This is a genomic window from Streptomyces sp. NPDC056231 (assembly GCF_048270745.1).
GTDB lineage: Bacteria > Actinomycetota > Actinomycetes > Streptomycetales > Streptomycetaceae > Streptomyces.
Genome location: NZ_JBLVKW010000145.1, coordinates 1 through 10,293 on the forward strand (window position 1 = coordinate 1; position 10,293 = coordinate 10,293).

The window sequence follows — 10,293 nt, forward strand, 5'->3', positions numbered from 1 at the left end:
GGGCTGCACTTCCTCGACGGCCTCAGCCGAGACGATCACGTCTGTCATCAGGTGTCACTTCCTGTTCGAAGATCCACCGTTGACCGTACAGACCCGTGTCAGCCTCGGCCTGCTGTGCCGTCGTCTGAAGTCGCCCAGGCGGGTCGGGCGGCCGTGCACGGGACCACGGTGGCTTCGAGGGCACCCGACCGGCTTGTGGTCGCTCATGGCCGGCCCCGCCGGGCGCGCGGTCCGGCGCGGACGACGGTCACCCCGTCGTGACACCGCCGACCCGGCGGGTCAACTCCCGTGCGGTCCGCGCCACATGGCCAGCGATGCGATGGCGTTCCGCCAGCGCGGGAAGCACCCCAGGCTGACATGTGCCTCAGGCGTTGCGCCCGCTGATCGCGTACACCTTCATGTGGTTGTTGTTCGGCAACGTCAAGGTGGTGGAGAGCTTGTCCAGGTAGTGGTCGATCGTCTTCGCGTAGCTGGCGTATGTGGCGCGCCGTGACTCGCGCAGGGCCCGGAGGGTTTCGGTCCTGACCTGGTGGCGGGCCGTGCTGCGACTGAGGAGCGCCGCGCTGGCGGCCGCCGCCGCTTGCCCGCTCCCGCCGCCGGGCGGTGCCGCCCGCCCACGCGCAAGCTGCGCGGACTGCGCGGGCCCGTGGATCTGCCTGGGCGGCGCCCGCCCGTGAGACACAGCGGCCGTATGGAGGTGGGGCGGTCTTGCCGGGCCGTCCCACGAACGTGTGGCCGCGCTGCTTGTAGTGGCGTCGGTGAGGCCGGCGCTGAGGTAGCCCAGGAGCTGTCGCGACTCGTTCGTCGGACGCACGCAGCGCTCGCGTTCTCGTGCCGCAACGCCATCACCTCCGCATCCTTCGCTACGCGGCTGCGCAGTACGGCAGCGGGCACCGTGATCAGATTCCGGACCAGCGCGGTGACGACGGATAGCGCATCGAAGGATCGTCGCAGATGCTGTGCCGGCCAGTCCTCTGATCTGGGAACTTCCAGGTCAGGCCCCAGAATCGTGTTTCCGAGCGGGACAGGCTCGGTTCAGGCGCGGCCGTACGAGCCGAGTGAACCCGCCTCCTGGTCGACGCCCTGACCTCTGGGCACCTTGAAATGTGCGGGAGGTGGTTTGCGCGCCTCCGGCGGCCAGGCGAAAACCTTCGACAGCACCTCAGCCTCGCCCCGCTCACGGCGGGCCCGACGCCACCGCTGCACCGGACTGTCACTCACCCGCAGCGCGGCCGCGATCTCCCGGTCCTTCTCGTCGCGCTCGAAGCGTTCCATGGTCAGCAGCCTGATCCGCTCCCGCGCGGCCCTCTCGACGTCAGCCGGTCCGCCGCCCTCGGTCGTCCCTCACGCCCGAGGGCCTACCGGCACGGTGATCCGTCGGACGGGCAGGGGGTGACTTCGGTAAAGAGCCGCTCACCAGCCGACGGGGAGGGTGAGGGGTGACTTGCTGGGGGATGCGTCGTCCCAGGTGGGTGGGTGTCCATGGGGCACGTGCAGGTCCGGGAAGCGTTCGAAGAGCGCCTCCAGGCACACGGTCATCTGGGCCCGCGCCAGGTGTGCGCCGAGGCAGTTGTGTGCTCCTCGGCCGAAGGTGAGGTGAGGGTTGTCCGCGCGGCACAGGTCGAGCCGTTCGGCGTCAGTGAACACCCGCTCGTCGCGGTTGGCCGCGGCGAGGACGGGCAGCACGGCGTCGCCCGCGTGGATCCTCCGGTTGTGCAACTCGAATTCCTCTACGGCCTGGAGGACCACGACACCGTTCATGACCGGTATGTAGCGCAGAAGTTCATCCACCGCGCCGGGCATGAGGCCGCGGTCGTCGCGCAGCCGGGCGTACTGACCCGGCACCGTCAGCAGGGCCACCACAGCGTCGGCCAGGAACATGGTGCTCGTCCGGTAGCCGGCGACCAGCATGGAGAGCCCGAAGCCCACCATGCTCTCCCCGTCCAGGTTGCCGTGCCCGCACGCGTGGACCAACCCGGTGAGGATGTCGTCGGCGGGCTTTCGTCGCTTGCGGTCGAGCAGCGAGGACATGTACCCGCGCAGTTGGGCGGTTACCTCGCGGCCCTCGTCCAGGGTGACCATGGCCCCGAGGGCGGCATCCGCCCTGGGCAGGAAGTACGCGCGGTCCTCGTAGGGGATGCCCACCAGATCGCACATGGCCAGGAGCGGGAAGGGCTCCAGGAACCCGGCGACCAGGTCGCCGGGTTGCCCACCGTCGACGAACTCCTCCAGCAGCCGGTCGGCCGACTGCCTCAGGTGCGGCAGTCGGCGCCGGATGGAGCGGACGCTGAACAGCTCGGCCAGGGCCCGGCGCAGGGCCGCGTGCCGGGAGCCCTCCAGTTCCATCATCGTGATCAGGCCCGGTTCGTCGTCGACGGCCCGGTCGGGCCGGGGCGGCCAGTCGTTGATGGTCGGCCTGATCAGCCGGGGGTCCGCGACCAGGTCCCGGACGTCCTCGTACCGGGTGGCGTACCAGGCGGTGGCCCCGATCGGCAGCCGGACCTCGGCCAGCGGGCACTCCCGGCGCAGCCACCCGTACTGCGTGGGCGGCCCCATGGTGCCCGGTGGCGGGAGGGGCATGTCGATGACGAACGTGCCGATGACGGGTTCTGGCGGTGTCCTGCTCACGGTCGGTGCTCCCCTGGTCGTGTGCGGGGTGGCCGGGTGGGCCGGGTTCACCAGCTGACCGGGAGGGACAGCGGTGACTTGGTCACGGATTCGTCGTCCCAGGTGGGTTCCTGTCCTTCGGCCGGGTGCAGACGGGGGAAACGGTCGAGCAACGCCTGCAGTCCCACGGTCAGTTCGGCGCGTGCCAGGTGGGCGCCGAGGCAGTTGTGGGTCCCCCGGCCGAAGGCGAGATGGCCGTTTCCGGTCCGGCGCAGGTCGAGCCGGTCGGCATCGGCGAAGATCCGCTCGTCGCGGTTGGCGGAGCCCGGCACGGGGATGACGGCGTCGCCCTTGCGGATCGTCTGCCCGTGCACTCCGATGTCCTCGGTGGCCAGGAGGATCAGGGTGCCATTCATCACCGGCATGAAGCGCAGGAACTCCTCCACCGCGCCGGGCATCATTTCCCGGTTGTCACGCAGGCGGGCCCACTGGTCCGGCCGGTCCAGCAGGGTGTGCACCGAGTTGGCCAGGAAGAAGCTGCTGATGCCGAAGCCGACGGTGAGCATGGACAGCCCGAAGGCCATCACATCGTCATGGGTCAGCGCTCCGTCGTCGCAGTCGTGGATCAGTTGGGTCAGGACGTCGTCACCGGGCCGGTTTCGCTTCTGGGTGATCAGTCCGGCCACGTACTCGTCCAGCAGGTCGGTGACCCGGCGCCCCTCCTGCACGGTCACCATCCCGCTGAGGGCCGCATCCAGCACCGGAAGGAACCGGTCCCGGTCCTCGAAAGGAATGCCCACCAGGTCGCACAGCACGAGCAGCGGGAAGGGGGCGGTGAACCCGGCAACCAGATCGCCGGGCCTGCCGCCCTTCTGGAACGCTTCCAGCAGCCGGTCGGCCGACTGCCGGATGCGCGGCAGGTGGCCCCGCACGGCCCGGGAGCTGAACGGCCGGGCCAGGGCCCGGCGCAGGGCTGCGTGCTGGGGGCCGTCCATTTCCGCGATCGTGACCAGGCGCGGCCCGTCGTCGGCGGTCTGCCCGGGGCGGGAAGGCCAGTCGTTGATGGTCGGCCTGATCAGCCGGGGGTCCGCGAGCAGCTCCCGGACGTCCTCGTGCCGGGTGGCGTACCAGGCGGTCGCGTCCATCGGCAGTCTGACCCTGGCCATGGGGCAGCTTTCGCGCAGCTGCGCGCACTTCTCAGGGGGCCCCATGGTGCCCGGCGGCGGGAGCGGGAAGTCCAGGACATCCGCCTCGGGGCCGGGGGCGCTGGGTGGCTGTGGGGTCATGCTCGCTCCTCTTCCGAGGTTGCGCCGGCTACGGGCGCTCGATGTAGCCGGTTGTGTAGAAGTACTCCAGGTAGTGGTCCAGGAGTTCCGCGTCGACAGGCGGGCAGCACAGGCCCGTGGTGGCCAGGTCACGCTCGACGTTGGCACGCCCCACGGTCGGGAAGGTGCCCTCGAAGTACATCTCCTTGACGGACATGTCCGCCTGCTTGCAGCGGTCCACGCACAGTGAGACGAACGGGGCGGTGGGGCTCGTGGGGTGCTGCGCCACATGGCGGACGAGTTCGCCCACCCACTCCTCGTAGGGGAGCCGGTGGATCCGATGGCCGCCCGCGTCCATCCGGTCGAGCATGTCGCGCAGGCTCGCCGGGCGGGGGTTGGTCATGTGGTAGGTCCGGCGGGTGGCGCGGTGCGCGGTGGCGATGTGCATCACCGCGTCGGTGAGGAAGTCCACCGGGACGAAGTCCAGCGGCAGCGGGATGTCGGGGGCCAGCCCGGTCTCGGTAATCGTCTTGAACAGCGAGCAGATCGCGGTGTCGGTGTTGCATGCGCCGGTGTGCCGGTCACCGGTGATCTCGTACGGCCGGTAGACCGCCACCGGCAGACCCTGGTCCGCGGCGTCGCGCAGCACCTCTTCGGCCACCCACTTGCTCTCGGCGTAGCCCATCGTGAGCTGGTCGGCGTGATCCAGGGGCAGGTCCTCGTCCACGTGCCGTACGCCGGCGGTGCCGAAGCCGGCCAGCACCGCGATGGTGGAAAGGAAGTGCACGGGCACGGCTCGCCCGGCCGCCAGACGAATGAGTTGCCTGGTGCCCTCCACGTTGGCGCGGCGCATCGCCTCGTACGGGTAGAGGAAGTTGACCTGCGCGGCCGAGTGGATCACCAGGTCGAGGGCGTCGGCGAGCTCCTCGGCGCGGCCTGGTTCCAGGCCGAGGCCGGGCTCGGTGAGTTCTGCCGGGAAGCACGCGATGCGGTCGGCAGCTTCCGCGGTGGCGAGGCCGAAGCGGGCCAGGTTCCGCATCACCTTCTGCCGGGCGTGCACACAGTCGCGGCTGCGCACCGGGCAGTGCACGCGGGCGCCGGTGCGACGCAGCAGCCGATCCAGCAGGAAGGCGCCGACGAAGCCGGAAGCGCCGGTCAGCAGCACCTCCTGGGGGTGCTGCCAGTCCGGCTCCGGTCCGCGCCGCGGCGGCAGGATGAAGCCCAACCGCGCCTCGGCACGGAAATCCACAGCGCCGGCGTTGGCAGCCCCTTCGGCCTGCTGGTCCTTGACAGCGGTGAGGGTGATGACGGCGGCGGTGAAGTCCTCCAGGGTGGGGGAGCGCAGCAGACTGTGGATCAGAGTGCGGCCGTGCCGGGCGTCCAGGTCGAAGGCGGCCAGCGTGCGGGTGACGACCTCGGCTGCCAGCAGGGAGTCGCCGCCGATGTCGAAGAAGCTGTCACCGGGCGCCGGGTGCACACCCAGCACCACCTGCCACACCTGCGCCAACGAGTCCTGCGGACCGAGTCCCGGGCGTCCCTCCGGTGCCGCGGTGGCGGCCGCCTTTGTGGCCGCCAGCCTGCGCAGCCGGCGACGGTCGACCTTGCCCCCCGCGGTCACCGGGAACTGTCCGACCTCCACCAGCCGCGCGGGCACTGCGGCTGCGGGCAGCCACGCCGCGAGACCGCCGCGGATGCGGTCCACCGGCAGCGCCTGACCGGGCCGGGCCGGTGTCACGTACCCGATCACGCTGTCGCCTTCCAATTCGACGACGGCCTCGCCGACTGCGTCATTCGCCCGCAGCCGCGCCTCTATCTCGTCCGGCTCGATGCGGTGCCCGCGCAGTTTGAACTGCCGGTCCACCCGCGCCCGGTACTCCAGCACGCCGTCCGTGCGCCGGACCACCCGGTCTCCGGTGCGGTAGAGCCGCGTACCGGGCTCGAAGAGGTTGTCGACGAAGCGTTCGGCGGTCAGCTCGGGGTCACCGAGGTACCCCAGTGCGAGCCCGTCTCCGCCGACGAGGAGTTCACCTTCCTCACCGACGTCCGCGAGCGTGCCGTCCGCGCGCACCACGTAGCAGGTGGAATTCTCCAGCGGGTGGCCGATCGGCACCACCGTCGCCCCGGGAGGCAGATCGTGCACCAGGTGTGCGGTGGAGACCACGCTGTTCTCGGTCGGACCGTAGAAGTTGACCACGGTGGTGTCCGGGCAGGCCACCAGTATCGCGCGGGCCAGCTCCGGATCCATCGCCTCGCCGCCGGCCGAGGCGAACCGCAGGGACCGCAGCGCCGACGGCCTGGTGCGCCCGATGTGGTGGAACACCCCCGTGGTCAGATAGGCGATGCTGACCCGCTCGGACAGCAGCCGGGACTCCAGAGCGGCCGGTGACAGCAGCTCCTCCTGATCGGCGATCACCACGCAGGCACCGGCGAGCAGCGAGGGCCAGATCTCGATCGTGGAGGCGTCCGAGGAGAGGCCGTACGCGTGCAGCACCCGCTCACCGGGCCGCGGCCGCTGCCACACCAGATCGGAGGTGGCCAACCGGATCACGCCGCAGTGCGGAATCGCCACAGGTTTGGGACGACCCGTCGAGCCGGAGGTGAACATCACATAGGCGCAGTCCCCGGGGAGTACCCCGGCCTGCGGGACCGCGACCGGCGCAGTCGGCGCCGACCCACCCAGGTCGATGCGGGTACGCACCCGCCGGATGCGGCAGACACTGCCGGGCAGCGTCACCACGGTGTGCACCCCGGCGTCCTCGGCCATCGCCTGCAGCCGCCCGGGCGGTGAGGCGTCGTCGAGCGGGACGTACGCCGCACCGGTCTTGAGGATGCCCAGAAAGGCCACCAGTGCTTCCAGAGACCGGCCCCCGCACACGCCGACCCCGTCGCCGTTGCGTACCCCGGAATCCAGCAGCCGGGCGGCCAGCGCGTCGGAGCGGGCCTTGAGCTCGCCGTAGCTGATGCTGCGATCGTGCTGTACGGAGGCGGTCGCCCGCGGGCGGAGCTCCGCCTGAGCGTCAAACAGCTCATGCAGACATTGATCGCGCGGATACCCCACCGTCCCCGTGTTCCGAGCCGCCACCGGGAGCGTCATCGGGTCAGTGACCATCGGGATATCCCGTCTCTGTTCCACGTGAACCACCTGCGGCCCGAAGGGCTACGTCTCGAACTCCGCGGCAAAGGCGGAGAAGTCGGCTGTCCTCCACGTCTGGGGTCGCATGCGGATGAGGATGTTGTCGGCCAGCTGCTCGCGATTGGCGGCCAGGTACGCCGACGCGGTGTCCGTGTCCAGGTACCGGTGGGCCAGCGCCTCGTGCTCGGCCGGGGGCAGCGGATCCTCGACGCCCACCACCGGCCCCTCCACGCTCACATAGCGGTACGGGGCCGACTCGTCCTGCGCACAGAGGCTGAATCGCCCGGCGTCACGGATGAGGCGAGCTTTCAGCGTCGTCCGCCCGGTCTGGATCGCCACCAGCTCACCGGGCCGGTAGGAGTACCAGAGTGGAACCAGCAACGGCCCCCCGCCGTGGCGCGGATCGTCCACCCCCAGGATTCCCACGTGGAGGCCGGCAAGGAACTCTTCCCGGTCTTCGACCGACATCCTGAGATCCACGGGTACCACCTCGATCAAGCAGAGAATCGCGAACGGTGTAGGTCCTGTGCGGGAGTGTGAGCGTGCGTGCGCGAGTGCGGGCCGATCGGGTGACGTCCAGTCGGCCGGAGGGCGGCCGTCGGAGGCAGACCCGGGGCTCTTGTGATCCTCGGGCGATGCGGACGGCCTGCGGATTCCGGCGGCTGAGCCGACGCGGGAAGCGGGTCGGGCCCTCTCCCAGAGTTTCATCAGACCCGGGCGGTTCGCATCCCGGGCGGACGAACACGGGGCATTCCCGCCTCCCGCCTCCTCGGCAGGAGGCGACACCTCGGACCGCATCAGGCTCGGGCGCCCGCATGCCCACCGCAGTTGTGGACCGAAATGCCCACCGCGGTTGTCGTTCGCCGTCGCCGGGCGGTGCCTGGAAGTGCGCCCCATCCTGGTGGGGGGTGGGCAGCGGCCCACCCGCGTCGTCGCGGGCGGTCGGGCTGCCGGTGGCCCTGGCGGTACACGCCGGCCACCGGGCCGTTCCCCACCGGAAAGCAGAATGAGAGGGCCGTTGCCATTGATGGCCGCCTTGCTGGTTCGGCAGCGAACCGGGACAAGACCGGACGAAGACCAGGAGAAAGAGGCACATGGGGGCAGCCATCCGAGCAGAGGGCCTGGTGAAGACCTTCGGCGGCGTACGAGCTTCAGACAGGGGCGATCCGGACGCGTCGGAGGGGACAGTGCTGGGCCTGCCGGGCCCCAACGGCTCTGGCAAGAGCACCGCGCTGTGGGTGCTCACCACCCTGCCGCGGCCCGACGCGGGCAGCGCCCGGGGCGCGGGGACGGACGTGCGCAGGCACCCCCACGGGGTCCGCAGCCCGATAGGCCTCTGCGGCATGCGGCAAGTGCGCGGCGGTCGACGACCACCTCATCGGCCGGGAGAACCTTCAGATGGTCGGCGACTCGCCGACGTCATCTGCGAGCTGGGCGGGCGTGACATCGTCATCGACGACATCGGCCCGCGCAGGCCCACCCTCGACGACGTCTCCCTCACCGGCCACGCGGCCGAGGAGGCCGACCCCGGAAAGGACGCAGGACCATGGAAGTCGACACCACCGGAGCGGCAGAGCACGCGATTGCGCACCGGCGCGGCGGAGTCGTCCAGGTGGCGCGCGATTCCTGGGTGATCGCCCGGCGGAACCTGCGCCGCATGACTCGGATGCCGGAGATCGTGGTCTTCGGGCTGATGCAGCCGGTGATGTTCGTGCTGCTCTTCTCGTACGTGATGGGCGGCGCGATCAGGGTACCGGGCGGCGGCTACCGGGAGTTCCTGATGGCTGGGATCTTCGCCCAGACGGTTACCTTCGCGGTGGCCGGAGCCTCGGCCGGCATCGCGGAGGACATGACCAAGGGCCTGGTGGACCGCTTCCGCTCGTTACCCATGGCGCGCTCAGCGGTGCTCGCAGGGCGGACCTTGGCCGACGCGGTGCAGACCGCCTTCATCCTGCTGGTGCTGGCGATGGTGGCGCTGCTGGTGGGCTGGCGAGTGCACCACGGGGTGCTCCAGGCGCTGGGCGCCTTCGTGCTGCTGCTCCTGCTGGGCTACGCCTTCTCCTGGATCGGGGCGCTGATCGGCCTGTCGGTGCGCAGCCCGGAGGCGGCCACCTCGGCGGGCCTGATCTGGCTCTTCCCGCTCACCTTTCTCTCCAACGCCTTCGTCCCGGTGAACACCATGCCTGGCTGGCTGCAGGCGATCGCGTACTGGAACCCGTTCAGCGCGACCGTCCAGGCCTGCCGGAAACTGTTCGGCAACCCCGGGGCCGACGGCGCGCAATCCTGGCCGATGCGGCATCCGGTCGAGGCGTCCGCACTCTGGTCGCTGCTGATTTTGGCGCTGTTCTCCTGGCTGTCGGTGCGCAAGTACCGCGTCGCGGCCGGTTGACCGGCCGAGGGGGGCCGAACGGAAGCGGTTTTGGGCCCGGTCGAAAGCGGGTCCGTGAGGTGTCGGGATGGACGGGGCCGGCCCCGGCGCCGACATCGACCAAGACGGTGTCGTGGCCCAGTCCGACCGCCCGGCAGCGATCGGGGTCCTCGGCGCACTCGATCAGGACGCCGCGGAGCCGCTCCAACCGGTTTCGGCGGCCCATCGTTCGGCCGCCGCCATCAGCACCTCCGTGGCGGGGGCCTTGATCTGCCCGTAGTCCAACAGGTCCGGCACGCTCAGCGCCAGCCGCTGCTTGAAGGCCCCCCCTGCCCGACGGGCGTCCTCGTCCGCACGCAGGTAGTCCCGAAACAGCAGGGCAAAGCGGGCATTGGGTCCGGAGCCCTCCCGCAGGTGGACGTTGCACGAGCGTGCGCCGATCGGCGGCGCGAAGACGATTTTGTGACACCGCTGTCCGCCGGAGACCTCGATGCGGTTCCACGGCTCCGGGCGGCACCGGAAACCGATCGCTGCGAGCAGCGGTTCATCCCGCGCTTCGTCGACCGACCGCATCCGCACCTGCACATCGATGCAGTCCTTGGCCGGCAGGCCCGGTACCGAGGTGGATCCCACGTGGTCGACCCCCAGCGCGAGGTCACCCAGCGCGTCTCGCAATACCCCAGCAAGCAGCTCGAACTCCGCCGGCCACTGCGGCCGGTATTCCACCACGGCAACCTGACCGCGCTCATCGGGAAACGGCATGTCGCCAGACGCTACCTTCCGGTGGCGCGACTCCGCAGACGGCGGGACCGCATCGTGCAACCCTGAAGGTGCCGAAAACTCGTCCGTGCAGGTCAGGCGGCATGTCGGTACTCGTGGATCACTCCGCCGAGGCGGTCGCGTCGGCGGACGTTGAGGTG

General features: G+C 70.4%; 8 protein-coding genes and 1 pseudogene. 2 read left to right on the forward strand and 7 right to left on the reverse strand.

The genetic code is table 11. The annotated features are described in order from the left end of the window. Positions 1-364: 364 nt before the first annotated feature. The 6 genes from ACNPQM_RS42715 to ACNPQM_RS42740 all read right to left on the reverse strand — a co-directional run bounded on the left by ACNPQM_RS42715 (position 365) and on the right by ACNPQM_RS42740 (position 7,485). On the reverse strand, positions 365-682 hold the full coding sequence (locus tag ACNPQM_RS42715) for a hypothetical protein (protein ID WP_418088239.1): 318 nt from the start codon (positions 680-682) through the stop codon (positions 365-367). 353 nt (positions 683-1,035) lie between these two features. Further along, positions 1,036-1,290: a hypothetical protein gene (locus ACNPQM_RS42720; protein ID WP_418088245.1), complete on the reverse strand. Its 255-nt coding sequence runs from the start codon at positions 1,288-1,290 to the stop codon at positions 1,036-1,038. A 123-nt stretch (positions 1,291-1,413) separates the two neighbouring features. Next, positions 1,414-2,628 carry a cytochrome P450 gene (locus ACNPQM_RS42725; protein ID WP_418088240.1) on the reverse strand — a complete coding sequence of 405 codons (1,215 nt, stop codon included), beginning with the start codon at positions 2,626-2,628 and terminating at the stop codon, positions 1,414-1,416. Positions 2,629-2,675: 47 nt separating this feature from the next. Beyond that, positions 2,676-3,893: a cytochrome P450 gene (locus ACNPQM_RS42730; RefSeq protein WP_418088241.1), complete on the reverse strand. Its 1,218-nt coding sequence runs from the start codon at positions 3,891-3,893 to the stop codon at positions 2,676-2,678. Between the two features lie 28 nt (positions 3,894-3,921). Further along, positions 3,922-7,005, reverse strand: a complete 3,084-nt coding sequence (locus tag ACNPQM_RS42735) for an amino acid adenylation domain-containing protein (RefSeq protein WP_418088242.1) — start codon at positions 7,003-7,005, stop codon at positions 3,922-3,924. A 24-nt stretch (positions 7,006-7,029) separates the two neighbouring features. Beyond that, positions 7,030-7,485 (reverse strand): pyridoxamine 5'-phosphate oxidase, encoded by a 456-nt coding sequence (locus ACNPQM_RS42740; RefSeq protein WP_376346801.1) that lies wholly within the window; start codon positions 7,483-7,485, stop codon positions 7,030-7,032. A gap of 614 nt (positions 7,486-8,099) precedes the next feature. Here ACNPQM_RS42740 and ACNPQM_RS42745 point away from each other — a divergent pair. Both ACNPQM_RS42745 and ACNPQM_RS42750 read left to right on the forward strand, forming a co-directional pair. Continuing rightward, positions 8,100-8,412: pseudogene (locus ACNPQM_RS42745) on the forward strand (ATP-binding cassette domain-containing protein); the annotation flags it as partial. 139 nt (positions 8,413-8,551) lie between these two features. Further along, a complete protein-coding gene (locus ACNPQM_RS42750) occupies positions 8,552-9,394 on the forward strand; it encodes an ABC transporter permease (RefSeq protein ID WP_418088243.1) in 843 nt (280 codons plus the stop codon). Positions 9,395-9,556: 162 nt separating this feature from the next. Here the strand turns inward: ACNPQM_RS42750 and ACNPQM_RS42755 are convergent, their stop codons facing one another. After that, positions 9,557-10,099 carry a GrpB family protein gene (locus ACNPQM_RS42755; RefSeq protein WP_418088244.1) on the reverse strand — a complete coding sequence of 181 codons (543 nt, stop codon included), beginning with the start codon at positions 10,097-10,099 and terminating at the stop codon, positions 9,557-9,559. Between the last annotated feature and the right edge of the window lie 194 nt (positions 10,100-10,293).